This is a genomic window from Rahnella sikkimica (genome assembly GCF_002951615.1).
GTDB lineage: Bacteria > Pseudomonadota > Gammaproteobacteria > Enterobacterales > Enterobacteriaceae > Rahnella > Rahnella sikkimica.
The window spans coordinates 2,291,554-2,314,578 of sequence record NZ_CP019062.1; the positions used below are offsets into that span (position 1 = coordinate 2,291,554).

The following is a 23,025-nucleotide window of genomic DNA, read 5'->3' on the forward strand; positions in this document are numbered from 1 at the left end:
TCATTTCTTCAAATGTGGGGTGAAATTGCACGGACCCTGACGGGCGTCGAGCTGCGCTTCAATGATATTTTCCCAGGCAGTCTGGCACGCGCGGGTTGAACCCGGCATGGCAAAAATTACCGTCTGATTGGCAAGACCGGCGATGGCGCGCGACTGAATGGTCGAGGTGCCGATATCTTCGAAAGAGACCATGCGGAACAGCTCGCCGAAACCTTCAATTTCACGGTCAAATAACGGCTTGAGGGCTTCCGGCGTATTATTTCCGGCATTAAAACCGGTGCCGCCGTTGATCAGAATGGCCTGGATTTTTTCATCCGCAATCCACGCAGAAACCACGGCGCGAATGCTGTAAATGCTCTCTTTAACAATTTGCTGCGCCACGACGTGGTGGCCGCCTTCGGTCACGGCTTCTTTCAGGTAATGCCCGGAGGTGTCTTCCGCGTCGGTGCGGCGGTCAGATACCGTCATGATCGCGACAGATAAAGGCAAAAATTCTTTGCTGGCTTTGCTCATCAGTTTGCTCCTTAAACGATTAATGCCGGACTCAGCCGCCGATAAACGACAGATTCTGGGTAATTCCGGTATTGCCTTCATGCAGGAAGTGCGTTTGTTTTTTACGGCTGAGACCGCCCTGGATCCTGTCCATCAAATCGTCCTGCTGGAGGTCATCGGCCAGTAAATCGCGCAGAGGAATGCCCTGCTCGCCGAACAGACACAAATGCAGATTGCCGATCGCGGACACCCGCAGGCGGTTGCAGCTGGCACAAAAGTCTTTTTCATACGGCATGATCAGGCCGATTTCGCCCAGATAATCCGGGTGGCTGAACACCTGCGCCGGGCCGTCGCTGCGAGAGCGAATCTGCAATTGCCAGCCCTGACGGATAAGCTGCTCGCGCAAGACTTCGCCGGAAACATGATGTTTGCGGAACAGATCACCGCCGTCACCGGTTTCCATCAGTTCGATGAAACGCAGCTGAATCGGGCGGGTTTTAATCCAGTCGAGGAAGGTGTTGAGGCTGGCGTGATTCACATCGCGCATCAGCACGGTATTGACTTTGACCTTGCTGAAACCGGCGTCAAATGCGGCGTCAATTCCAGCCATCACATCGCGGAATTTATCCTGGCCGGTGATGGCGTGAAACTGGCGGGCATCGAGGCTGTCGACGCTGACGTTAATGTTTGTCAGCCCGGCATCGCGCCATTTGCTGATATCACGCGCCATGCGGTAACCATTGGTGGTCACGGCCAGCGTTTTAATCGAGGGGTTTTCGCGAACGGCGGCAATGATGTCGCAGAAATCGCGGCGCAGCGACGGTTCTCCACCGGTCAGGCGCACCTTTTCCGTCCCCAGATTGGCGAACGCGCGACTGACCCGACGGATTTCATCGAGCGAAAGAAAGCTTTTATTGCTGTGGCCGTGCGGCTTGTAACCGTCCGGCAGACAGTAGGTGCAACGGAAATTGCACACGTCAGTGATCGACAGCCGCAAGTAATAAAACTTGCGGGCAAAAGCATCAGTAAGTTGAAGCACCTTAACACCTTTCCAAATACGGGAGATGCGGGCATTTCTGCCCTGCACCCTGGTGACGGATTGTCACGGCCAGAGCTCCATATTGTTTCTGTGGGAACAACGTCAGAAAGGCAACTTAGGAACCAAGGCTAGGAGTTGATTCAACACGTTCAGTGCAGAACGATGAAGAATTCGGGTAACGGCGTACAGTTTAGCGCTCCAAAGTCCGGATCGCCAAGGTGGTTTTTCGTTATGCATTTTGATATATAACGTTTTTTCGCGACAATATTGCGCATTTTCAATAATAAAAGCGCTTGATTTTGAAAGCGCTGAGCGTGCTGCGAAGGGATAACATCCTGTTGCAAAATTAGGTAAAATCTCCCGGCGAAACTATTATCTGCTGCATCTTTATTGTGCCCTGAGCACGCACTATTCTCACCTCTGGCCGCTTCACAAGGATCTTTATGCGCAATCGAACATTAGCTGACCTCGACCGGGTGGTGGCATTAGGCGGAGGGCATGGCCTGGGTCGCGTGATGTCTTCTCTTTCCTCGCTCGGCCCGCGTCTTACCGGCATTGTGACCACAACGGACAACGGCGGTTCGACCGGCCGCATCCGCCGTTCGGTGGGCGGCATCGCCTGGGGCGATATGCGCAACTGCCTCAACCAGCTGATCACCGAACCGAGCTTAGCCTCGGCGATGTTCGAATACCGCTTCAGCGGTCAGGGCGAACTGGACGGACACAATCTCGGCAACCTGATGCTGCGCGCGCTGGATCACCTGACCGTCCGTCCGCTGGAAGCGATTAATCTGGTACGCAGCCTGCTGAAAGTGGACGCTGAGCTGATTCCGATGTCCGAACAGCCGGTAGATTTAGCCGCGATTGACGCCAGCGGTGAGCGGGTTCACGGCGAAGTGAATGTCGATAAACTGACGCAAATCCCGCGCGAATTGCTGCTCGAGCCGCAGGTTCCGGCCACGCGCGAAGCGTTGCACGCCATCGCCGAAGCGAACCTTATCCTGATCGGCCCCGGCAGTTTCTTTACCAGCCTGATGCCGCTGTTGCTGATGGAAGATCTCACCACCGCCCTGCGCCGCAGCCGTGCGCACATCGTGTATATCGGGAATCTGGGGAAAGAGCTGAGCGTGGCGGCGGCGTCGCTGACGCTCGACGACAAACTGGACATGATCGAAAAACGCATTGGCCGCCGCGCGGATGCGGCGATTGTCGGGCCGAAAGTGACGCTGGGCGAGAGTGCCAAAGCGCATCTGATCATTCAAAGCCCGCTGGAAGCCAGTGATATTCCGTATCGCCATGACCGCGATATGTTGCGGATGGCGGTAGAAGAAGTGCTGCAAAAGATGCACTGAGTTCTGAAAAATAGAGTGGCATACAGAAAGACGAAGGCCGCGCAATGCGGCCTTTTTCATACACACCGTTTCAACAACCTGCCTGAAATTACGCCCAGTCCGCCAGGATTTCAGCGGTGGTTTTCACCGTCACCGGATTTCCCGGCACGGAGAGTTCGCGCCAGACTTCGTTGTGCTGGCCAATTAACTGCTGAGCCGTGGCGTGGGTTCTGTCACCGGTGGTGTGCGCGTCGGAGGCAACGGTCACCGCATAACCTTTGCTGGCGGCAACTTTAATGGTGGTATCCACGCAATAATCCGTGGCGCAACCGCACACCGTAAAGCCCGTCGCATCGAGATCTTTCAGCACATCGTCAAGACGGGTGCGGTAGAAAGAATCACACGCCGTTTTGGTGACGGAAATGGCGTCTGCCGGCTGATGAAGTTCCGGTAAAACCTGCCAGAATTCGCTGCCTTCGGTCATTTCACCTTCGGCGTGCTGGATAAAAATGATGCGCCCCGCCCGGTCAATCAGCTGGTTGATTAACGCGGCTCGCCCGCTGCGGTCATAACGTGGCGATGCGAACACACCGTTTTGCATATCCACCACAATAAGTACATTTTTCCCGGTCACATTTTTCTCCGCGCAATAAAAAAGCCCCGCTTCACTTTACAGATCGTGGGGCTTTTTCACAGTTCAAAAAACCGGTGGAAACGGCTGTTATTTTTTGGTCAGCGGATGATTGTTCCACGGGCTGTCAGCGGCAGGTTTCGCGGTACTGACTTTTGGTTTTTGCGGTTTTTCAGCGGATAACGGCGTACGGCGTTTGCTGCGCGTCAGGTCGGAACGCAAATGTCCCTCGATGAAATCCAGATACAGAGTTTCCACTTCCTTGCGCGCCCAAGGCGTCCGGCGCAGGAATTTCAGGCTGGACTTTATGCTCGGGTCACTTTTAAAGCAGTTGATATTGACCTGCGAGGCCAGCGCGGGCCAGCCAAAATTATCCACCAGCGTTGTCAGCAGTTTTTCCAGCGTGACGCCGTGCAGCGGATCTTTCACCGCGCCGGGATTTTGTGGTGTATCAGTCATTGGCTCGCTCTTCCTTATCAATTTTCAGGCCGCGCACTTTAGCATTTTTCCCTTATGAAAGAGCAATAAACTGCTCGCGCAGGGCGTGAAGTTCGTCGCGTGTATTGGCGGCTTCTTCGAATTCCAGATTCTGGGCGTGCGCATACATTTTGCTTTCCAGCGCCTTAATACGCTGTTCCAGCGCTTTAGGCGTAAGCGATTTGTAGGTTTGCGCCGCTTCGGCATCCCGCTTGTCTTTGTTCTTTTTGGTCTTCGGCTGGCCCAGTTGCAGAATATCGGAAATTTTCTTGTTCAGGCCCATTGGCGTAATGCCGTTTTCCAGGTTGTAGGCTTCCTGTTTCGCACGACGACGCTCGGTTTCTTCAATCGCCCTGGCCATCGAGTTGGTAATTCTGTCGCCATACAAGATGGCTTTACCGTTGAGGTTACGCGCCGCACGGCCAATGGTCTGGATAAGCGAACGTTCGGAACGCAGGAAACCTTCTTTGTCAGCATCAAGGATCGCCACCAGAGAAACTTCCGGCATATCCAGCCCTTCCCTCAGCAAGTTAATACCCACCAGCACATCGAATTCACCAAGGCGCAAATCGCGGATAATCTCCACGCGTTCGACGGTATCGATATCAGAGTGCAGGTAACGCACCTTCTCGCCGTGTTCTTCCAGATACTCGGTCAAATCCTCAGCCATGCGTTTGGTCAGCGTGGTGACCAGCACACGCTCATTGACGGCCACGCGTTTGCGGATTTCGGACAGCAGGTCATCCACCTGCGTGGTCACCGGGCGAACTTCAATAATCGGATCCAGCAAGCCGGTCGGACGCACGACCTGATCGACAACATCATCACCGGATTTTTCCAGTTCGTATTTACCCGGCGTGGCGGACACATAAATCGTCTGCGGCGCGAGCGCTTCAAATTCTTCAAAACGCATCGGGCGGTTATCCAGCGCCGATGGCAGGCGGAAGCCATATTCCACCAACGTTTCTTTACGCGAGCGGTCGCCTTTGTACATCCCGCCGATTTGCGGAATAGTGACGTGGGATTCGTCGACGATCAGTAAACCGTCGGCAGGCAGATAGTCGAACAGCGTCGGCGGCGGCTCACCGGGGCCGCGTCCTGAAAGATACCGCGAATAGTTTTCGATGCCCGAGCAATAGCCCAGCTCATTCATCATTTCGAGGTCAAACTGCGTACGCTGGCTGAGGCGCTGCTCTTCGAGCAGTTTGTTGTTATCCAGCAGCACTTTGCGGCGCTCGGCCAGATCGACTTTGATCTCTTCCATCGCCTGCAAAATACGTTCGCGCGGGGTGACGTAGTGCGTTTTCGGGTAAATCGTGAAACGCGGCACTTCATGCTGCACCTGGCCGGTCAGCGGATCGAACAGGGAAAGCCGCTCGACTTCCTGATCGAAAAGCTCAATGCGCAACGCCAGATCGTCCGATTCCGCCGGGAAAACGTCAATCACTTCACCGCGCACGCGGAATGTACTGCGCTGGAAAACCTGATCGTTGCGGGCGTATTGCAGCTCGGCCAGACGGCGCACGATCGCACGCTGATCGATGATCATCCCCTTGGTCAGGTGAAGCATCATTTTCAGATACAGATCCGGATCCCCAGACCGTAGATCGCCGACACTGACGCCACCACGATAACATCGCGCCGCTCAAGCAGCGCTTTGGTGGCAGAAAGTCGCATCTGCTCGATGTGCTCATTCACTGAGGAATCTTTTTCGATAAACGTGTCCGAACTCGGGACGTACGCTTCGGGCTGATAATAATCGTAGTAAGAAACAAAATATTCGACCGCGTTCTCCGGGAAGAACTCTTTCATTTCGCCATACAGCTGCGCCGCGAGGGTTTTGTTGGGCGCGAGAACCATCGTCGGGCGGTTCAGGTCAGCAATCACGTTCGCGACGGTGAAGGTCTTACCGGAACCGGTAACGCCGAGCAACGTCTGGTGTGCCAGACCGTTCTCCAGCCCTTCTTCCAGACGGCGTATGGCCTCAGGCTGATCGCCTGAAGGCTTAAATTCGGAATGCAGTTTGAACTCTTTACTCATGACGGGCTACCTGGCTGAAATGAAAACGCATAAGGCCGGACAAAGGGCGCTCACGGAAAAACAGTATGAAAGACTACGTGAATTTTGCCAGCCTTGAATTGACCTCTTTATAATACTGTATATAAAACCAGCCTCCAATCGATAAAAATCGCGGGTGATTTAACAGATTGCTACATCTGCACTTTTTTAGGTTATTGCGAAAAAGAATTCTCACCATCAGGTGACAATTATCCCCAAAATTTTTCATCCGTTAACTTTCTGACCACAGGTTGACGAATTCTGACACAACTATGACGAACGAATTACGGGTGTATTGCTTTTAACCAACTCACTGATTTTAAACAACATCATTAAAAAGCTGCGAATACGGGCAAAGTGAGCACAACCCGCGCCCTGACTCGCCTGTAGCAAGTTTTCTCACGCTCATGCACATGGTTATCCACAGGAATAGTGGATAAGTCTCAGCGCGCCCCGCGCTGCGGGAGTTGGCAAAAAGTGCACTTCGGACCCCGGAGAGGGGATCCGCATCTTTTTTAGTTATTTTTTCCCTTTTTTCAGACTTTAATTATGCTTATTTTGCCTAGATTTCTGGTCGGATGTCTCTTGCAAAATCCAAAAGTGCATCTCATCAGGATTTTTTAGCTTCCTGTTGTCGTCAGGCTGCACCAAAACCAGAGAGAGCAGCACTGGCAAAGTGCAGTTCCCTTTTTTCCGCACCCGACAGGCTGTCACAAAACCTCAACAACGCTAATGAATAATCCTAAATCTCCGCACGCCCTGCTGTTAACACCTCTGTAACCTCCCTTTTCCCTGACACTTTTACAAACTTGGCCTGAGAGTTGCAGTGTCACTGTAGGAAGCGCTGCGTGTAGCCGGAATCGCTTTTTAAACCTGAAAGTGAAATCTGATGATTACCCTGTTTTTTGCTAAGCAAAGTCATTTTTAGTGCAAGGAAAAAGCAGTTAACCCCATTTATCACTGGTTAATGGTTATTTATCTGTAATTGATGCTGTGAGGCTGGCCGGTCATTAACGGGATTTAATTCTGTGTTACGGCATTAACAGCGGAACATAAATGTCAGAAATATGACAGTGGCGGTCAAAGTGAAGTTCAGCGGAATACTCCGTGAGGGAGGGAGGTCTGATGTTAAGTGTAAAATCAGTTAATCAGTATTATGGGCAAAAGCATATTCTGTGGGATATCAATCTCGAACTGTACCGCGGTCAATGTACGTGCCTGATCGGGCGAAATGGCGTGGGGAAAACCACGCTGGTGAACTGCATCATGGGCCATCTTCCGGTGAAAAGCGGAGCGATATCCTGGCAATCACGCGACGAAGAGCCTCAGAGTCTGTTAAATCTGCCGGTGGAAAGACGCGCGCAAATCGGTATCGGTTATGTGCCTCAGGGGCGGCAGATTTTTTCGCAGATGAGTGTTGATGAAAATCTGCAAATCGCCATGATGTCCAGCAGGAATAAGACGCGTCGCGTGCCTGAAGAGGTCTACGACCTGTTTCCGACACTTAAAGAGATGGGCGCGCGCAAAGCGGGAGAACTCGATGAGAGCCAGCAGCAGCAACTGGCGATCAGCCGCGCGCTGGTTCAGGAGCCAGAACTTTTGATCCTCGACGAACCGACCGAACACACCAGCGCGTCGATGGCGGCCAATATGGGCAATATTATTCACCGCCTGAACCGTGATCTCGGTCTGACGCTGCTTCTGGTCGGGCATAAATTGCCGTTCATCCGCAGCGTCGCTGACCGGTTTTGTCTGGTGGACGGCGGGCGCGACGTGGCACAAGGCACGCTGGCGCAACTCGACGAGACGTTAATCAAAAATTATCTGACGGTCTGACGTCTTGCTTCATTCACCACAAGGAAGCAGGCGTTCGAGATCCAGATAGTGCCCCAGATTCACGTCCAGACCTGCACTCAGGAACGGGATCTCGCCCAGCAGCGGCGCAGGCAGCATACGCGTGAGCGTCGCCATGTATGCCTGATGATGCTTCCCCGTTTCCTGCACGTCATTGGCAATCCAGCCCGCAAGATGCAAACCGCTTTGCGCGATGGCCTGCGCCGTCAGCACGGCGTGATTGATGCAGCCCAGCCGTATTCCCACCACTAACACCACCGGCAGCTGCTCGGCAATCACCCAGTCCGCAAACGTATAATCAGCGGTCAGCGGCGTATACCAGCCGCCCGCCCCTTCCACCACCACCCAGTCGGCCAGCGGTTCGAGATGACGCAATCCGGCGGATAACACCTGCGGATCAATCGGGCGGTTTTCCAGCTCGCTGACGATATGCGGCGACGTCGGTTCGATAAACGTACACGGGTTCACTTCGTCATACCGCAGCCTGACGGTGCTGTAAGCCTGAAGCGCCAGCGCGTCGCTGTTGCGCGGCCCTTCTGCGGTCATTTCACTACCTGACGCCACCGGTTTGTATCCGGCGGTTTGGTGCCCGGCGCGCGCTGCCGCCTGCAAAAATGCGGTCGTGGCGACGGTTTTTCCGACTTCAGTATCAGTGCCGGTAATAAAGTATTTTTTCATTTGAAGCCTGGTTTTGGTTTAGGTAACCACACCCGTGCTGAGATTTGGCCTGCTCCTCCCCTGCGAAGGGGGAGGCTGGGAGGGGGTTTTACAAACGACTACGTGCCTGCCATTAATACCCCACCCCAACCCTCCCCTTCGCAGGGGAGGGAGCTGATCGTGCCTGCTTCAACCGGGGAGGAGTAAATCAGCGGGGAATGAGTTCTTCCACCTGCAAAATGCCGTAGACCAGCCGGTAATTCAGCGGCAGAACGCCGTCGCGGCGGACGTAATGTTTTTCCAGCAATTGCAGACGCTCGCGTCCGCCCAGTCCGCCGAGGCGGCCATTTTTGATGTGCGTCGCGCCAATGCCTTTAAGCGAGCGCATCAGCGACATCACGTCCGGGAATTCGGCGACATGATCGCTGAACGTGACGTCATGACGGTAGGGCGCGCAGGCTTCGGCAATTTTGTCGGGCGTCAGGAACTGATTAACGTGGCGACGGCCATCGACTTTCATCCACGCGGCGGCCAGCTCATTGAGCGAACCTTCGGCCAGCGTGGAGAACATCACCAGCCCGCCGTTGCGGGTGACGCGGTGCATCTCTTCCAGCGCTCGCGGCAGCGCGTTACACCACTGCACCGCCAGATTGCTGAAACAGATATCGACCGAATTATCGGCAAATGGCAAACGCTCGATATCCCCCGGCACATATTCATCCGCTGAATCCAGCTCACGGGCACGGCTCAGCATGCCTTCGGAGAGATCCAGCGCAATCACGTTTTTCCCCTGAGCGCGCCAGTAACGGCTGAAATAACCCGTCCCGCAACCGGCATCGACGACGGTATTCCCGGCATTTTTCAGGTAGGGTTCTGCCAGCGACAGCAACGTTTCACCCACATCACGCTGCAATTGTGCGGCGTTTTCATAACTGACGGCGGCGCGACTGAACGCGTCGGCCACCGCTTGTTTGTTCACTAATTCAGTGACTGCACCCATGAAGGGACTCCAGCAAAAAATCGATATCTTCCGGCCTGTGTGCCGCCGTCAGCGTAAGACGCAGCCGCGCGCTGCCCGGAGGCACCGTCGGCGGACGGATAGCACTGACCCACAACCCGCGTTCGCGCAATGCCGCCGCCAGATCTAAAGCAGGCTGATTTTCGCCCACGATCACCGGCTGGATGGCCGTTTGTGAGCCGGTCAGCCGGTAAGGCAATCCGGTGGCCCCCGCGCGGAAACGGGCAATATTGGCCGCCAGTTTATCACGCAGGCCGTCGTCTTGCCGGACTCGTGCCAGCGCGGCCTGTAACGCGCAAACCTGCGCCGCAGGCATCGCCGTGCTGTAAATCAGATGACGCGCGAACTGCAACAGGTAATCCGCGGTGGCATCATCACACAGCACCGCCGCGCCACTGCACCCTAAAGCTTTACCGAATGTGACCACGAGAAGCTCAGGCCGCACGCCCTGCTGCCAGCAACTGCCGCGCCCTTCTTCACCGGTGACGCCCACGCCGTGTGCATCATCCACCATCAGCCAGCTTTCGTGCGATTGCGCCAGACGATGCAGTTCCGCCAGCGGTGCGGCATCGCCATCCATGCTGAACACACCTTCGGTCACCACCAGCGTTTCACCGGCCACCGGTTTTTCCAGTAAACGTTGCAAGGATTCGGGCTGATTGTGATGAAAGCGCCGCAGTTGCGAAGGCGCATGGGCAGCAGCTTCCAGCAAAGAAGCGTGACTGAGTTTATCCGCCAGCACGCGGTCGTCGCCCTGCATCAGCGCGGCAAGAATGGCCTGATTGGCCGCAAAACCGGAGATAAACAGCAGCGCGCGCGGATAGCCCTGCCACTGCGCCAGCTGCTGTTCGAATTCAGCGTGCGCCACGCTGTAGCCGGTGACATGCCCGGAACCGCCGCTGCCCACGCCGTATTTTTCAGCGCCTTTCTGCCATGCGGCAATGACACCGGCGTCCTGACTCAGACCGAGATAATCGTTACCGGAAAAATTCAGATACCGTTTGTCACCCTGTATCAGAAAGCGTGCGCTGCCGCCGTTGTTCGGCTGACGCACACGAAAAGCCGCCGCTTCTTTGCGGGCGGCGACGGCATCGTTAATCCGCGTTTGCCAGCTCATGATCAGACGGCGGCGTTGTAGAACTGCGCGGTATCGGCATGAACCAGCTGTTCAGCCAGCGCGGCCTGCTGCTGGTTATCGCCCATTTCTGTTTCGAACACCTGCGGATTCAGCCCCAGTTTGCCGAACAGAATGAGATCTTTATCTTCCGCCGGGTTCGGCGTGGTCAGCAACTTGCAGCCGTAGAAGATGGAGTTAGCACCGGCCATAAAGCACATCGCCTGCGTCTGCTCGCTCATCTGTTCGCGACCGGCGGAAAGACGGACATACGACTGCGGCATCATGATGCGCGCCACGGCGATAGTGCGGATAAAATCAAACGGATCGACGTCGTCGTTGTCAGCCAGCGGCGTGCCTTTCACTTTCACCAGCATGTTGATCGGCACGCTTTCCGGCGGCACCGGCAGGTTCGCCAGTTGCATCAGCAAGCCGGCACGATCTTTGACGGTTTCGCCTAACCCGACAATCCCGCCGGAGCAGACTTTAATGCCCGCGCCGCGCACTTCCGCCAGCGTATCCAGACGTTCCTGATAGCTGCGGGTAGTAATGATGCTGCCGTAAAATTCCGGCGAGGTATCCAGGTTATGGTTATAGAAATCCAGCCCGGCGTGCGCCAGACGCTGCGCCTGCGTGGTATTCAGCGAACCCAGCGTCATGCAGGTTTCCATGCCCATTTCCTTGACGCCCTGGACCATTTGCTCGAGGTACGGCATGTCACGGTCGTGCGGGTTTTTCCATGCCGCGCCCATGCAGAAACGGGTCGAACCGGCGGCTTTCGCCTGACGGGCGGATTCGAGCACCTGCTCGACTTCCATCAGACGCTCAGATTCCAGCCCGGTTTTGTAACGGGAACTCTGCGGGCAGTATTTACAGTCTTCCGGACAGGCACCGGTTTTGATCGACAACAGCGTGCTGACCTGAACCTGACGCGGATCGAAGTGCTGACGGTGAATCTGCTGGGCTTCAAACATCAGCTCTAGGAAAGGTTTGGAGAACAGTGCCTGCGTTTTTTCAAGCGTCCATGGGGTGCGGGTAGTCATTGCGACTCCTTCAAAGAGTATTCGGTTTCGTTTTTTTCATAGTCCGTCAACCATTCTTTATTTGTTTTAGTTTACCGTCAACGTTAAAATTATTTTTTAGTTTACAACTTATCCCCCGCAGGAATCCTTTATGAGCCCCGCCGATATCGAATTCGACCAGCGCCACATCTGGCATCCGTACACGTCCATGACCAAACCGCTGCCCGCATATCCGGTGGAATCGGCGTCGGGCGTGCGGTTACATCTGGCAGACGGGCGTGAGCTGGTAGACGGCATGTCGTCCTGGTGGGCGGCGATCCACGGCTATAACCACCCGCAGCTAAATCAGGCAGCCGTTGAGCAAATTGGCAAAATGTCGCACGTCATGTTTGGCGGCATCACGCATCCATCGGCCATCGCGCTGTCGCGCCGTCTGGTGGAAATGACGCCTGCCGGGCTGGAATGCGTGTTTCTGGCGGATTCAGGTTCGGTCGCGGTGGAAGTTGCACTGAAAATGGCGATGCAGTACTGGCAGGCGCGCGGCGAGAAACGTCAGACACTGCTGACGCTGCGCAACGGCTATCACGGCGATACCTTCGGCGCGATGTCGGTCTGCGATCCGCAAAATTCGATGCACAGTTTGTATCAGGGATACCTGCCGCAGCATCTGTTTGCCGACGCGCCACAGAGCCGTTTTGACGGCGAATGGGACGAAGCGGATATTGCGCCTTTCGCCAGAATGCTCGATGAAAACCACCGCAAAATTGCCGCCGTGATTTTAGAGCCGGTGGTTCAGGGCGCGGGCGGAATGCGGATTTATCATCCGCTGTATCTTAAACGGGTGCGTAATTTGTGTGACCAGTACGGCGTGCTGCTGATTGCCGATGAGATTGCCACCGGTTTTGGCCGTACCGGTAAGCTGTTTGCCTGTGATCACGCGAAAATCTCGCCGGATATTCTCTGCCTCGGCAAGGCGCTGACCGGCGGCTATATGACGCTTTCCGCGACGCTGACCACGCGGCATGTCGCGGAAGTGATCAGCAACGGCGAAGCGGGTTGTTTCATGCACGGCCCGACGTTTATGGGCAATCCGCTGGCCTGCGCGGTCGCCAGTGCCAGCCTGCGTTTGTTGTCGGAAAACCGCTGGCAGGCACAGGTGCTGAACATCGAAAAGCAGCTGAAAAACGAATTAGTGCCGCTGGCCGAACATCCTGCGGTGGCCGATGTGCGCGTACTGGGCGCGATTGGCGTGGTGGAAATGCGCCAGCCGGTGAACATGGCGCAACTGCAAAAGCATTTCGTGGAACAGGGCGTGTGGATCCGTCCGTTCGGCAAGCTGATTTACCTGATGCCGCCGTACATCATCACGCCGGAAGATCTCCGCAAACTGACCGGTGCGATTGCCAGCGCACTCGGCGCACTCTATTGATCACACGGCATTGCTCACACGGCGCTGACCAGCCGGTGTGACGTCGACAATAGCGCGCTCAGTTTTTCCCGGCTGAGACGTGCCTGTTCATTGAGAAAATCAATCGCCACTTTCAGCGCGGGCGTCGGATTTTCCGGATACAACAACGTATAAGACGCGCCGCTCGCCACGCACAGCGGGAATGGCGCAATCACCCTGCCCGCCTGCAAATCATCTTCGATTAACGTCAGATCGCCGATCGCCACGCCATAGCCCTGAAGCGCCGAATTAATCGCCAGATCCAGCGTATCGAAATGCTGTGATTTCTCCGACGGCAGCCCCTGCACGCCCTCTTCCCGCAGCCACAAAAGCCAGTCGCGGCGGTCGCGCGTCGGGTGCAGCAGCGTTTTATCCGCCAGATCGGCAACGGCGGTTTTCCCTTTGTGCCGGGGCAGAAAATCCGGCGTGCAGACCGGCGTCAGCACTTCGTCAAACAGATGATGCGCGCGGCGCTGCGATTCCGGTGGCCGCCCGAAAACCACAGCAGCATCAAAATGCTCATTGCTGAAATCCACGCCGTGCGCAATCGACGCAGTCAGTTCAATGCGCATATCAGGCCGGTCGTTTTGCAGTTGGATCACGCGCGGCAATAACCAGCGCATTGAGCAGGTCGGGCATTTGATCCGCAGCGTATCCGGGTGCGAACCGACGCGTTTCAGCGCATCCCCCATCAGCGATAACGCCTGCTGCACCGGCGGTAATAGTTGCGCACCACGCGGCGTCAGCGTCAGCCCGCGGGCCTGACGTAAAAACAACGGATACCCCAGCGACGTTTCCAGCCCGGTGATCTGGCGGCTGACCGCGCCCTGCGTAATGTGCAGCAAGGTGGCGGCATGCGTCAGATTCAGGGTTTGCGCAACAACGGCAAAGGTTTTAAGCACATTGAGCGACGGTAAATTCAGCGCATTGAGATACGACAGTTCAGGCGAAAGTGTCACGATTACCCCGGTAAACTCAGCATTTAGCCATGACGGCTGATCATAGCGAGTATGACAAATTTTCCATTGTCGGCACAGGTGAACTGCTGCTTAATCGTTAAACACCCGTTTTTACCTTCTCATGGCCGCCCGGCCTGTTTCCTTTGGGGAAAATGCTATGAAAAGCGCGATGTCGCCGCAGTCAAAATTACCGGATGTCGGCACGACTATTTTCACCGTGATTGGCCAGCTGAGCGCCGAGCACAATGCCCTGAATCTGTCACAGGGCGCACCGAATTTCTCCTGCCAGCCTGCGCTTATCGACAGCGTCGCCAAAGCCATGCGCGACGGTCATAACCAGTACGCGCCGATGAGCGGCGTGGCCGCGCTGCGCCATGCGCTTTCCGCCAAAGTCGACGCGCTTTACGGCTGCCATTATGACGCCGACAGCGAAGTCACCGTCATCGCCAGCGCCAGCGAAGGCCTGTATTCCGCCATCAGCGCGCTGGTGCATCCGGGCGATGAAGTCATTTATTTCGAACCGGCGTTTGACAGCTACGCGCCGATTGTCCGCTTACAGGGCGCAAAACCGGTGGCGATCGGCCTGTCGATGGAAGATTTCAGCATCGACTGGGATCAGGTCGCCAGCGCCATCAACAGCCGCACGCGCATGATCATCATCAACAGCCCGCACAACCCGACCGGCGCAATCTTTACTGATTTCGACATCGAACGTCTGACGGCGCTGACCAAAGACACTGACATCGTGATTTTGTCGGACGAAGTGTATGAGCACGTGGTGTTCGACGGCGAGCGCCACGAAAGCATGGCCTGCCATCCGCAACTGGCCGAGCGCAGCGTGATTGTGTCGTCGTTCGGCAAGACCTATCACGTGACCGGCTGGCGCGTGGGCTACTGCCTGGCACCAGCGGAACTGATGGACGAAATCCGCAAAGTGCATCAGTTTATGGTGTTCTCCGCCGACACGCCGATGCAGGTTGCGTTTGCCGAAGCGCTGGCCGATCCGCAAAGCTATCTCGGCCTGGCGGATTTCTATCAGCAAAAACGTGATTTACTGGCCGACGCGCTGAGCGAATCCCGCTTTGAATTACTCCCAAGCCGTGGCAGTTTCTTTATGCTGGCGCGTTTTAGTCATTTCAGCCCGCTGACCGACGATGAATTTGTGCTGAGCCTGATCCGGGATCACCAGATTGCTACCATCCCGCTGTCGGCCTTTTACAGTAATAACAAACCCACCGGGCTTATCCGCCTGAGCTTTGCCAAAGATAACGACACGTTGTACGAAGGCGCGCGCCGTTTGTGTCGCGTCTGAACCTACTTTCTGATACCGCAGGGGAATTGTGAATAATGAAAAAATTGAAAATCGCATTGCTGTTAGGTTGTGCCGTGGCGTCTTTTTCTGCGCTGGCAGACGGTTCCACGCTGAAATTCGGTCTGGAAGCCCAGTATCCGCCGTTTGAATCCAAAAGCGCCACCGGCGAATTGCAGGGCTTTGATATCGATTTGGGTAACGCCGTTTGTGCCGCCGCCAGCGTGAAATGCGAATGGTTCGACACCTCTTTCGATGGCCTGATTGCCGCCCTTCAGGCGCGTAAATTCGATGCCATTAACTCCGCCATGAACGTGACCGAAAAACGCCGCCAGGCGATTGATTTCACCAACGTGATTTACCGCGTACCGACGAAGCTGATTGCCAAAAAGGATTCCGGCCTGCTGCCCACCGTTGAAACGCTGAAAGGCAAGCACATCGGCGTGTTACAAGGTTCGATTCAGGAAAGTTACGCGCAGGCGCACTGGGCACCGAAAGGCGTGGATATTGTTTCTTATCAGGATCAGAACCAGGTCTATCTGGACTTATCCTCAGGGCGTCTGGACGGCACGTTAGTGCTGGCACCGGCAGGCCAGAGCGGATTCCTGTCACGTCCTGATGGCAAGGATTACGGATTTGTCGGCGACGCTGTGCGAGACGATAAAATCCTCGGCAGCGGCATTGCCTTCGGCCTGCGTAAAGGTGATGCAGCGCTGAAAGAAAAACTCGACACCGCCATCGCGAAAGTACAGCAAGACGGCGTAGTGAAGACGCTGTCGAAGAAATATTTCGGCGATATTGATGTCAGTGTGAAGTAATTATTGCGGGACAGTGTCGGTTGTGGAATGAACTGGCATTGTCCCGAGTTAAAAGGGACTAAATTACGAACTGTGTTCATTAGGATTGGGTATAGTTTTCTTTCGGAAAAAATAGCCAGCAGCCCCGCCTAATACCGTCGTAATTAAACTTAGTATAAAGCATGAAATCATTACAATGAAAAACAGTGAAACTCCTCTGTTACGACCTCTAAAATTATCCCATTCAAGAACAACAGGAAGTATGAATGTTATGATGGAAATGTAAAGAATACAAATTAACACACCTGATAAAGACCAATATCTAGTTGCTAAAAATGAAGCAATCAAAGGTAAAGAGATCCATATAGATAAAATAACAACTACAATAAAAAAAGATGTATACATATTCGAAAGAAGCTTTGCAATATATATAAAGGCAATCACTAAAACCATTCCGATAATAAAAGCATATGATTTTTTCAACTCAAACTCCATAGGCATTAAATTAAATGGGAATATTTGTTACAAACTAATTTTCATGGTGTCATTCAACTTTTTTCTGGTTTTCACACATCCTCTGAAGGTATTATCAATGTGAAATCCATAAAGCATACGCTTTACAAAATACATCCAAAAATGTTAAGCAAATAGCAGGCAGAACGAACTTTTTCACGATTCGTAAAACCCTATTATTTCACTCCGACTCTTGATGTTAACGGCATCAAGACGTTCGCTCCCTCAGGACATCCACAGGCAACAACATCGCCTTCAAGCGCAATGGGTATACCCTTAATAAATTGCTGATGAGGCCCTTTGGCAACAATATTTCCCACTCGTTTTAAGCAAGCCGGACATGACGCCTGCATACCAATTAACGTTGTACCAAAACCGTCGATAGTAATCGTCTCAATACCTTCTAATACTTTACCACCGGTGGAGGTGGGACTGGATTTAACAATGATTTTACGCATAAACACCTATTATTTAAATTATCTCAGAGATGAAGAATTTTCATATTTAGATAATTCTGCATTTTTTCTATTTCTTCAAGCCCTTGGTAATTTTTGAGGGCCTCTTTATGTTTCAGGACACCTAGATAGGTATATAAGTCATTTTCGCTAATGACCTTTGTGATAAATAAAAAAAGCTTTCTGCGATCGAATTCCTTAGGGTATTTTTCTGGTTCAGTTTCGCCCACATCTCTTTGTTTGCTGGCCACCTCACCCGCACGTTGTCCATCACGGGTTGCCGCATCATCCTGGGGTTCACTGCTTGATCGAGGATCCAAATCTGCAAACTTGATCATCCTTTCCGGCCCCAATTCAAGTTGGTAGCCCACAATCCCCCAGTTTAGATTTGAAAACCCTTCATTGCTGTATAACCGGCCATCGTTACCAATTCGCATGACTTCTGCATAAAATTTTTTAATTGGGGGCTTAAAATCATAAATGCTGATATTGCAATCACCCCATTCAATTGTGAACAGTTTTCCGGACATTATCCGCTCATATATCCAGTAATATCCATTATATAGATCAACCCCCGACTCACCGTAAAATACTTCTGCCGTATTAATTCCTGTTGCGTAAAGAGAGTTATCATTATCACCAATTGATGGCGCCATTACGCCTAACATTCCCAGAACGCTACGATCTCCATTAATAAGAGCATCATGCATTCTCTGAAGTACAGGGAAATTTGGTGACGTATATTTTTCAACAAGATCGATGAAATATGATATTACACTTTGAGCTGTTTTTAACTTTATGTTTATAATATTTTTCTTTGTATTCCCCTCAACCTCTTCAATTTTAAAACTGTCGATTTTCTTAATGATAACTACGCCTTTCCAATAGCCTTCCGCATAAAAAGCAGCGCTACCGAAAGGGTCAGCCCAGATAACAACGGTGTAGGTTTCCTCAAATTCTTTTTTTGTGATTGGGAATTCAAGGGTCATTGTGCTTTGCCCGTTGATATGCCAGGGAAGTCCTCCTTTGCTGTCGAACATGATGGAGTTTTTTTCTAGTGAATCTATTGAGTCTAATTTTATTGGAAATTCCAATCTTTCATTACTTTCTTTCTTATTGTACAACGCATAGTTTAACAATATAGATTTCAAACCAAAATCTATAACGTTAGGTGGCGGTTGATTATCTGTACTTAGTTCTATCCTAATAAACCAACGATTCATAACTCCATTTTTGTTTTCGCTGAAGAAACCAGTCATACTTACCTCATTATTAGTTAACAAAATCTTTCAAAAAACTTAATTTATAAAAGCTCCAATGATAGCGAGTGTATTTATCTTCTGTAATAACAAGTAACTCTATATGTGCTGATTGGTGCCTACAAATAATTCCACCTTGTACCCGAGTAAGTATCCACGGCGTGTAGAAAAAATATAAGTAGTCATTTTCCTCAGAAATTATACATCCAGTTTTCCTATCAAGATTTTTATACCTTGCTATATTAAGTGAGTACGTCGCTCCTGGAGGAACCAATGTTTTTATTGATAGCCAGATCGCAATCCTCATACCACCTTCAATCACTGTTCCGATGGAGATAAATAATACAAACCAGACAATCCACTTGTTTTTTCCTTTCATTTTATTTCAACCCTGTCTGTGTCTAGAAAGTTTAATCAACATTATTAATAAATCCAAGAGAATAGAAACTCCAATGATAACCAGTTGTAATCTCCGTCCCAAACACTCTCAATGTCATGTAGGGACTTTGATACCGGCATATAATTTTAGATTCCATGATAGAGTAAATCCAATGTATATAAAAAACATTCATATAGTCTTTTCGACTTGTTGATGTACATCCAAATTTCAATGAATTTTCTAACTCGCTCATTTCGAAATTATATTTAACTCCGCTTGGGACTAAATCATTTAGTGACGTCCAAACTGCAAGCCTCATGCCGCCTTCTATCAAAAAAATGGCTAAGATCACACCAGAAAATATGGCTGCTGTTGCTTTTGTAAATTTATTCATAGCTATCCTTCCATACCGATTATTTTGGCCTTTAACTGAATGTCAGCCATGCCCTCTATTGAGATTGATGAGCCTTTAATAGTGATATGGCCGTCGTTATTTAAGGAGATAGACGATGCTCCGGCATGAAGCTCAATGCCATTATTAGCTTGTATTAATTTTGCTCCCCCACACATCTCTTTGCTGTGGCTGCCCGAATGGAAGTTTAATAGCATAGAAGTGTTCAGCGTAAGGTCGCGTCCTGCATTAATGGTTTTCGCACCATCAGTTGAACTGGTGTCCGCCATATTGATATGTTCTGTTCGGTTACCCTCCACACGGACAATCATGTTGCCTGAACCCGCAGTTAAACCGTAAGCACCTGCACTAAGTGCCAGCTGCTTTAGCGTATCGGCTGCATTATCCTGATATTTGGTCATATCCAGATTTCGATATCCGTCGGTAAAGCCTTTACCCACAGAAAGCACATAATTTCCACCTGCGTAATGGCTGTTCGTTCCGTCGACGTGAACAATATTATTACGCTGTACCAACGTCGCACTGTTCCCCTGCACTTTATCGACCGAATGCCGTTTCGTCAGGCTGGTTCTGTCGTTGTTGATAATGTGGTTCATGTCTTTTTCTGCGTGAATATAAATCTCTTCCTGAGAGGGCGCATCTTCGAAACGCAGTTCGTTGAAGCCATCCCCTTTATAGGTTTTTGTGCGGATGGCTGTCTGCGTTTTAGTCGCGGGAAGATTGCCCGGCGCACGGTTGGTGGCGTGATACGTTCTGCCGGTAATAATGGGTTGGTCGGGGTCGCCGTTAAGGAAATCAACAATGACTTCCTGACCCACGCGGGGGATCGCGATATTACCGAACCCCGTTCCGGCCCATGCCTGAGAAACACGTACCCAACATGAGCTTGATTGATCCGCGTTGTTGTAGCGGTCCCAGGCGAATTTCACCCGCACGCGGCCATGTTTATCGCAATATATTTCCTCACCCGCCGGGCCGGTCACCAGCGCAATTTGCGGGCCATCGACACGTGGTTTGGGTAAAGGCTGTGGCCTCCAGGTCTGGCTCCAGGGGATCGCTTTAAAACGGGTATTTAAGGTCGTGCCCTGACCGCCTTGCCCAATCAATGCCTGCGGTTGCTCCCCGTGCATATCAATCGAAATAACCTGCCAGCGGTCATTTAAATCCTCGCGTGGATGATCGGTCAGGGGAAAGCATACGCCCGGTTGGAGCTGCGGCGAGTTGGAGGCACCGACGACAAAATCCACTTCATTTCGCCAGCCATCCAGCTGGTAACGGGCAAAATCTGCGCCATGCTGTTCATCTTTAAATCTGCCCGGATAATCAAAAAACTCATATTCAGGGCGTTGATAAGGCATGCGTTCCGGCACCTGCTGGTACTCGGCCTGCCAGTTTGGTGCGGTAAAGGTATAATCTTTGGTCGTGGCCTTCGCCGGGCTTATCTGAGCATTGCGGCGGAAATAGTTTATGCAGTACGTTTCAGCTTCGGAGGCAGTGTTGGGGTTATATGGAAGTGGCTCCAGCATTTGCAAACCTGCACGGTCGTCGGCAAACACAAGTACCTGATCGTCACCTTCCAGGTTTTCCTGCTCGTAAAAGAAGATCCCTTCTTCAGAAACCAGACGTGAAATAAACGCGTAATCCGTTTCCATAAACTGTACGCAAAACTCACGCTGCGGATGTGCATTGCGAAACAATTCGTCATGGCTGCCGGTATCCATTTCGGTCAGAAGTGTGCCGATAATGCCTTTGGGATCTGAGTTTTGAAAACTGCGGCAGTTCCTGCGCTGGCTGCTGCGCCACAGGAACGGGCGGATGCTCAGCTGATACACGGTCTGGTGCTTGCCGGTATCGCCCTGCTCACAGCAGGTCACCACGCCTTTCACCCGGCGCTGAGGCTGTTCGCCTTGCCAGATTGTCAGTACGCCGGTTTCATCAAGAATATCTTCAAAGGGTATGGCCTGTTCAGCGCTGGCAAGGCTGACATTAAGGGAAAAAAGTGAAGAATAGGATTGGGAAAGGTGGAAATCCATCACCGTAAAGGTCTCAGCTGGCAGACCGTCGATTTCAAACGTGAAACGCGTTCCTGATCGGGACATCCTATTTCCTTATAAGTGATTAAAACGTCCGTTTAATGAGATTGGAAAACAACACATATAACTTAGTTATTTATTTAAGTTTAATCATTATCAATTAAAATCCTTTAGCGTTAATTCCTTTTCGGGTTTTATTGAACGCTAATTTTTATCTTTGTTATTTGATTATTATCAACTATTCCACCAATCAGTTAGTGTACTCATAAGGTAATTTCACACCTACAATTTCTTACTGCAGATACCATAGATCGGGTGTATTTTACAAACCCGTACCAAGAGGAAATTTATATGGATTTTTTTATGATGACCATATCGGAAATAAAGACACTAAATATTATTTGGCCATGGCTGGAATAGAACATTTTAGCCTAACCAGTTATGCACAAGGATTAGCCACACGTTATATACAGGATGCATGGTTGGGCATTAAATTTGTCACTGATATCGAGAATTTTTCACAGAAGTGTGTGGAAAAAATCAGAACGGCGCGGGATAATGAAACCTGTAAATTCACATTAAAAATCATGAAGCGTGAAAAGTCAGAGCTTCATGAACAGGAAATGATGCTGTTAGCAGGAAAAACTAAATTATACGTAACAACCACCTTTGAAAAAAATAAAGATATCATCCGGTATATAATCAACGGCGTTTGCATTGCACTTGGAACCGGGCAAATTGTGGCTGGTATAAACTTGATTGCTGGTTCAATGGTGACGCTTGATCCTATCGGCGTTCTCGCAGGCGCACTCATTATCTCCACAGGCGTCAATACTATAGAAGAGAATTGGCTGGAAATTATGGGACATAAAAATCCTGTCGGACATGTTCGTGAAGGTTTTATGCAAACAGCAGAGTTCATGGGGTTCGAAAAGAAAACCGGGGATGTGGCTTTCCAAACTGTTGATGTGATTTCGTCACTCTACGCCCTTGGAGCCCTTGGACTTAAACCGGAATCCCGCCGACTTTTTTATTATATTCCTCTCGACTTCCAACGTAAGATAAATACTATGAGCAAAACTGCATTAGCGTTGAAAGTGATCAGCACAGGAAATAAAATAAGAGTAATCGATTACACTTATAAAAACAGCAACGAACGCTACAATTAACTGACACATCAACTTTGCCGAGTGGCATAGTTTTTTAAATACCGTCTTGCTTTGATTGCCAATTTCATGGGGATGACATAATAGGTTACAACCCAGATAAAAACCATAACGACAACATTAATACTAACTGAATCATCTGCAGATGATCGAGAGAGTAAAATTAATATCAATGGGATAAAAGAAATGCCGTAGCAAATTACCCCGCCCCAAAAACGCTTACTCAAATCCTTTAAAATCACATCGTAAGCAACGGCAGTTTTGGTTTTTTCCGTGACCGCTGCCCGCTTGATGACAGATATTTCTTTTATTGTAAATCCAGCCTCAGTGAGGCTTTTATCTGTAATATCCATTAACATACTCGTCTCAATCCCATTTAATGGCGCTATATTACACCCGAAAACTTTGCAATCAATTAGCGTTAAAATTTTCAGATGGGTCGGTTCCGCAAAAGGCAACATAAGCTTATGTAACGTGACTGTTCGGTTAAAGCCCAGAATATTGACTGCCAGCCTTGTTCAAGAACATGGCATAAACCGCTTCATGCGAAAACAACTTCGCGTCCTATACTTATTCCCAATTACGTCGACTTTTAACTCTCTT

22 protein-coding genes, 1 pseudogene and 1 riboswitch are annotated in these 23,025 nt (G+C 51.2%); of the genes and pseudogenes, 6 read left to right on the top strand and 17 right to left on the bottom strand.

Annotation, left to right across the window (positions count from 1 at the left end):
* Together moaB and moaA are read right to left on the bottom strand one after the other, a co-directional pair.
* On the bottom strand, positions 1-513 hold the full coding sequence (moaB, locus tag BV494_RS10540) for a molybdenum cofactor biosynthesis protein B (RefSeq protein ID WP_104922837.1): 513 nt from the start codon (positions 511-513) through the stop codon (positions 1-3).
* Between the two features lie 31 nt (positions 514-544).
* Positions 545-1,531: a GTP 3',8-cyclase MoaA gene (gene moaA / locus BV494_RS10545; RefSeq protein ID WP_104922838.1), complete on the bottom strand. Its 987-nt coding sequence runs from the start codon at positions 1,529-1,531 to the stop codon at positions 545-547.
* A riboswitch (molybdenum cofactor riboswitch) is annotated at positions 1,521-1,678 on the bottom strand. Its footprint overlaps the gene before it by 11 nt.
* A 296-nt stretch (positions 1,679-1,974) precedes the next feature.
* On the opposite strand from moaA, the gene BV494_RS10550 reads away from it, so the two are divergent.
* Complete coding sequence (locus BV494_RS10550; RefSeq protein WP_104922839.1) at positions 1,975-2,883, top strand: gluconeogenesis factor YvcK family protein; 909 nt, start codon at positions 1,975-1,977, stop codon at positions 2,881-2,883.
* Positions 2,884-2,971: 88 nt separating this feature from the next.
* Here BV494_RS10550 and BV494_RS10555 read toward each other — a convergent pair whose 3' ends face one another.
* From BV494_RS10555 to uvrB, 3 genes and pseudogenes are all read right to left on the bottom strand, one after another.
* Positions 2,972-3,496: an isochorismatase family protein gene (locus BV494_RS10555; RefSeq protein WP_104922840.1), complete on the bottom strand. Its 525-nt coding sequence runs from the start codon at positions 3,494-3,496 to the stop codon at positions 2,972-2,974.
* 87 nt (positions 3,497-3,583) lie between these two features.
* The gene (locus BV494_RS10560; RefSeq protein ID WP_104922841.1) at positions 3,584-3,952 is read right to left on the bottom strand and encodes a VF530 family protein; all 369 of its coding nucleotides are present in this window, start codon (positions 3,950-3,952) and stop codon (positions 3,584-3,586) included.
* A gap of 52 nt (positions 3,953-4,004) precedes the next feature.
* Positions 4,005-6,010, bottom strand: a pseudogene (gene uvrB / locus BV494_RS10565) (excinuclease ABC subunit UvrB).
* A gap of 1,143 nt (positions 6,011-7,153) precedes the next feature.
* Between uvrB and BV494_RS10570 the strand changes: the two are divergent.
* The gene (locus tag BV494_RS10570) at positions 7,154-7,864 is read left to right on the top strand and encodes an ABC transporter ATP-binding protein (protein ID WP_104922842.1); all 711 of its coding nucleotides are present in this window, start codon (positions 7,154-7,156) and stop codon (positions 7,862-7,864) included.
* A gap of 9 nt (positions 7,865-7,873) precedes the next feature.
* Here BV494_RS10570 and bioD read toward each other — a convergent pair whose 3' ends face one another.
* From bioD to bioB, 4 genes are all read right to left on the bottom strand, one after another.
* Positions 7,874-8,560: a dethiobiotin synthase gene (gene bioD / locus BV494_RS10575; RefSeq protein ID WP_104922843.1), complete on the bottom strand. Its 687-nt coding sequence runs from the start codon at positions 8,558-8,560 to the stop codon at positions 7,874-7,876.
* 187 nt (positions 8,561-8,747) lie between these two features.
* The gene (gene bioC / locus BV494_RS10580) at positions 8,748-9,539 is read right to left on the bottom strand and encodes a malonyl-ACP O-methyltransferase BioC (RefSeq protein ID WP_104922844.1); all 792 of its coding nucleotides are present in this window, start codon (positions 9,537-9,539) and stop codon (positions 8,748-8,750) included.
* Positions 9,523-10,674, bottom strand: a complete 1,152-nt coding sequence (bioF, locus tag BV494_RS10585; RefSeq protein WP_104922845.1) for an 8-amino-7-oxononanoate synthase — start codon at positions 10,672-10,674, stop codon at positions 9,523-9,525. Before bioF ends, bioC begins: the two co-directional genes overlap by 17 nt.
* 2 nt (positions 10,675-10,676) lie before the next feature.
* On the bottom strand, positions 10,677-11,714 hold the full coding sequence (gene bioB, locus BV494_RS10590; protein WP_104922846.1) for a biotin synthase BioB: 1,038 nt from the start codon (positions 11,712-11,714) through the stop codon (positions 10,677-10,679).
* Positions 11,715-11,844: 130 nt separating this feature from the next.
* Between bioB and bioA the strand changes: the two genes are divergently transcribed.
* Positions 11,845-13,122 (top strand): adenosylmethionine--8-amino-7-oxononanoate transaminase, encoded by a 1,278-nt coding sequence (gene bioA, locus BV494_RS10595; RefSeq protein WP_104922847.1) that lies wholly within the window; start codon positions 11,845-11,847, stop codon positions 13,120-13,122.
* Positions 13,123-13,136: 14 nt separating this feature from the next.
* On the opposite strand, the gene BV494_RS10600 is transcribed toward bioA, so the two are convergent.
* Positions 13,137-14,099 carry a LysR substrate-binding domain-containing protein gene (locus BV494_RS10600; RefSeq protein WP_104922848.1) on the bottom strand — a complete coding sequence of 321 codons (963 nt, stop codon included), beginning with the start codon at positions 14,097-14,099 and terminating at the stop codon, positions 13,137-13,139.
* 157 nt (positions 14,100-14,256) lie between these two features.
* Here BV494_RS10600 and BV494_RS10605 point away from each other — a divergent pair, with 157 nt between their 5' ends.
* Both BV494_RS10605 and BV494_RS10610 read left to right on the top strand, forming a co-directional pair.
* On the top strand, positions 14,257-15,411 hold the full coding sequence (locus tag BV494_RS10605) for a methionine aminotransferase (protein ID WP_104922849.1): 1,155 nt from the start codon (positions 14,257-14,259) through the stop codon (positions 15,409-15,411).
* 35 nt (positions 15,412-15,446) lie between these two features.
* Positions 15,447-16,226 carry an ABC transporter substrate-binding protein gene (locus tag BV494_RS10610; RefSeq protein ID WP_104922850.1) on the top strand — a complete coding sequence of 260 codons (780 nt, stop codon included), beginning with the start codon at positions 15,447-15,449 and terminating at the stop codon, positions 16,224-16,226.
* A 63-nt stretch (positions 16,227-16,289) separates the two neighbouring features.
* On the opposite strand, the gene BV494_RS25855 is transcribed toward BV494_RS10610, so the two are convergent.
* From BV494_RS25855 to tssI, 6 genes are all read right to left on the bottom strand, one after another.
* Positions 16,290-16,688: a hypothetical protein gene (locus tag BV494_RS25855; protein WP_192938115.1), complete on the bottom strand. Its 399-nt coding sequence runs from the start codon at positions 16,686-16,688 to the stop codon at positions 16,290-16,292.
* 206 nt (positions 16,689-16,894) lie between these two features.
* Complete coding sequence (locus BV494_RS10615) at positions 16,895-17,176, bottom strand: PAAR domain-containing protein (RefSeq protein ID WP_104922851.1); 282 nt, start codon at positions 17,174-17,176, stop codon at positions 16,895-16,897.
* A gap of 23 nt (positions 17,177-17,199) precedes the next feature.
* Entirely contained in the window at positions 17,200-18,432 is a 1,233-nt protein-coding gene (locus BV494_RS10620; RefSeq protein ID WP_104922852.1) for a hypothetical protein, read from the bottom strand.
* 13 nt (positions 18,433-18,445) lie between these two features.
* Entirely contained in the window at positions 18,446-18,811 is a 366-nt protein-coding gene (locus BV494_RS10625; protein ID WP_104922853.1) for a hypothetical protein, read from the bottom strand.
* A 31-nt stretch (positions 18,812-18,842) separates the two neighbouring features.
* Positions 18,843-19,205 carry a hypothetical protein gene (locus tag BV494_RS10630; RefSeq protein ID WP_104922854.1) on the bottom strand — a complete coding sequence of 121 codons (363 nt, stop codon included), beginning with the start codon at positions 19,203-19,205 and terminating at the stop codon, positions 18,843-18,845.
* A gap of 2 nt (positions 19,206-19,207) precedes the next feature.
* On the bottom strand, positions 19,208-21,322 hold the full coding sequence (gene tssI, locus BV494_RS10635; protein ID WP_104922855.1) for a type VI secretion system tip protein TssI/VgrG: 2,115 nt from the start codon (positions 21,320-21,322) through the stop codon (positions 19,208-19,210).
* A gap of 341 nt (positions 21,323-21,663) precedes the next feature.
* Here tssI and BV494_RS10640 point away from each other — a divergent pair, with 341 nt between their 5' ends.
* Positions 21,664-22,425: a DUF4225 domain-containing protein gene (locus tag BV494_RS10640; protein WP_104922856.1), complete on the top strand. Its 762-nt coding sequence runs from the start codon at positions 21,664-21,666 to the stop codon at positions 22,423-22,425.
* A gap of 8 nt (positions 22,426-22,433) precedes the next feature.
* Here BV494_RS10640 and BV494_RS10645 read toward each other — a convergent pair whose 3' ends face one another.
* Complete coding sequence (locus BV494_RS10645) at positions 22,434-22,775, bottom strand: hypothetical protein (RefSeq protein ID WP_192938116.1); 342 nt, start codon at positions 22,773-22,775, stop codon at positions 22,434-22,436.
* Positions 22,776-23,025 lie beyond the last annotated feature (250 nt).

Excerpts from the sequence above, each read along its gene's own strand:
- moaB (WP_104922837.1), bottom strand. The coding sequence starts at position 513 with ATGAGCAAAGCCAGCAAAGAATTTTTGCCTTTATCTGTCGCGATCATG.
- BV494_RS10550 (WP_104922839.1), top strand. The coding sequence starts at position 1,975 with ATGCGCAATCGAACATTAGCTGACCTCGACCGGGTGGTGGCATTAGGC.
- BV494_RS10560 (WP_104922841.1), bottom strand. The coding sequence starts at position 3,952 with ATGACTGATACACCACAAAATCCCGGCGCGGTGAAAGATCCGCTGCAC.
- BV494_RS10570 (WP_104922842.1), top strand. The coding sequence starts at position 7,154 with ATGTTAAGTGTAAAATCAGTTAATCAGTATTATGGGCAAAAGCATATT.
- bioD (WP_104922843.1), bottom strand. The coding sequence starts at position 8,560 with ATGAAAAAATACTTTATTACCGGCACTGATACTGAAGTCGGAAAAACC.
- bioC (WP_104922844.1), bottom strand. The coding sequence starts at position 9,539 with ATGGGTGCAGTCACTGAATTAGTGAACAAACAAGCGGTGGCCGACGCG.
- bioF (WP_104922845.1), bottom strand. The coding sequence starts at position 10,674 with ATGAGCTGGCAAACGCGGATTAACGATGCCGTCGCCGCCCGCAAAGAA.
- bioB (WP_104922846.1), bottom strand. The coding sequence starts at position 11,714 with ATGACTACCCGCACCCCATGGACGCTTGAAAAAACGCAGGCACTGTTC.
- bioA (WP_104922847.1), top strand. The coding sequence starts at position 11,845 with ATGAGCCCCGCCGATATCGAATTCGACCAGCGCCACATCTGGCATCCG.
- BV494_RS10605 (WP_104922849.1), top strand. The coding sequence starts at position 14,257 with ATGAAAAGCGCGATGTCGCCGCAGTCAAAATTACCGGATGTCGGCACG.
- BV494_RS10610 (WP_104922850.1), top strand. The coding sequence starts at position 15,447 with ATGAAAAAATTGAAAATCGCATTGCTGTTAGGTTGTGCCGTGGCGTCT.
- BV494_RS10615 (WP_104922851.1), bottom strand. The coding sequence starts at position 17,176 with ATGCGTAAAATCATTGTTAAATCCAGTCCCACCTCCACCGGTGGTAAA.
- BV494_RS10620 (WP_104922852.1), bottom strand. The coding sequence starts at position 18,432 with ATGACTGGTTTCTTCAGCGAAAACAAAAATGGAGTTATGAATCGTTGG.
- BV494_RS10625 (WP_104922853.1), bottom strand. The coding sequence starts at position 18,811 with ATGAAAGGAAAAAACAAGTGGATTGTCTGGTTTGTATTATTTATCTCC.
- BV494_RS10630 (WP_104922854.1), bottom strand. The coding sequence starts at position 19,205 with ATGAATAAATTTACAAAAGCAACAGCAGCCATATTTTCTGGTGTGATC.
- tssI (WP_104922855.1), bottom strand. The coding sequence starts at position 21,322 with ATGTCCCGATCAGGAACGCGTTTCACGTTTGAAATCGACGGTCTGCCA.
- BV494_RS10640 (WP_104922856.1), top strand. The coding sequence starts at position 21,664 with ATGGCTGGAATAGAACATTTTAGCCTAACCAGTTATGCACAAGGATTA.
- BV494_RS10645 (WP_192938116.1), bottom strand. The coding sequence starts at position 22,775 with ATGGATATTACAGATAAAAGCCTCACTGAGGCTGGATTTACAATAAAA.